Origin of the sequence: Mesorhizobium sp. M7A.F.Ca.US.005.03.2.1 (assembly GCF_003997795.1) — a bacterium.
In the GTDB taxonomy this organism is placed as follows: Bacteria; Pseudomonadota; Alphaproteobacteria; order Rhizobiales; family Rhizobiaceae; genus Mesorhizobium; species Mesorhizobium ciceri.
On record NZ_RZRP01001295.1, the window covers coordinates 1 to 1,137 of the forward strand.

The 1,137-nt window shown below is 62.6% G+C and carries 1 protein-coding gene; it reads left to right on the forward strand.

Annotation, left to right across the window (positions count from 1 at the left end):
* Window positions 1-1,137, forward strand: a 1,137-nt coding sequence (locus EN991_RS37175) for a peptidyl-prolyl cis-trans isomerase (protein ID WP_206519343.1), incomplete at both ends; no start/stop codon positions are given.

The following is a 1,137-nucleotide window of genomic DNA, read 5'->3' on the forward strand; positions in this document are numbered from 1 at the left end:
ACTATTTGACGCTGCCCAAGGCACTGGTGGAGCCGATCGCGGCGCCATCCGATAACGTGCTTTCGGCCTATTTCGAAGCCAACAAGAAGACATATGCGGCACCCGAATACCGCAAATTCTCCTATGTCCGCCTCGAGCCGGTCGACATCATGGATCCGACCGCCGTCACCGACCAACAGGTCAGCGACGACTACAACAAGAACAAGGCGCGTTACACCACGCCGGAATTGCGCACCATCGAGCAGCTCGTGTTCAAGACGCCGGATGCGGCCAAGGCCGCGCTCGATTCGCTCAAGGCAGGCGCCACTTTCGACAAGCTGGTCACGGCGGAAGGCAAGACCCCGGCCGACACGTTGCTCGGCACGCTTGCCAAGGACAAGATCGCCGACAAGGCGGTCGCCGACGCCGCCTTCGCGCTTAACGCCAATGAAGTCAGCCAGGTCGTGCAGGGCGCCTTCGGTCCGGTGCTGCTGCGTGTCACCGAGATCAAGCCCGAAGTGGTGAAGCCGCTGGCCGAGGTGTCCGACCAGATCCGCAAGGATCTGGCGCTGGGCGAGGCAAGCCGCATCCTTCTGGACGTGCGCGACAATTACGATGACACCCGCGCCGCCGGCAGTTCGCTGGCCGACGCCGCGGCCAAGCTGAAGCTGAAGGTCGTCACCATCGATGCCATCGATCGCAGTGGACTGCGGCCAGATGCAAGCATCGTCAAGGACCTGCCGCAATCGCCGGAGCTGATCAAAGCCGTCTTCGACGCCGAACCCAACACGGAAAACGATGCCTTGACCACAGCCGACAACGGCTTCGTCTTCTATGAGGTGGCGTCCATCACGCCGGCTCGCGACCGCACGCTGGATGAGGTTCGTCAGAAAGTCGTGGCCGACTGGACGGCGGCGGAAACAAGCAAGCGGCTCGCCGCCAAGGCTGACGAGCTGGAAAAGCGGCTCAAGGCCGGCGCAACGCTCGATGTCATTGCCAGCGAACTGAAGCTGGAAAAGCAGACCAAGCGCGGTGTCAAGCGCGAGGCTGACGACGTCGATTTCGGCAAGGAAGGTGCCGCAGCGATGTTCGGAGTCGGCGAAGGCGGTACCGGCCTGATCCCCTCGCCTACCGGCGACGGGCAGATACTGTACAAGG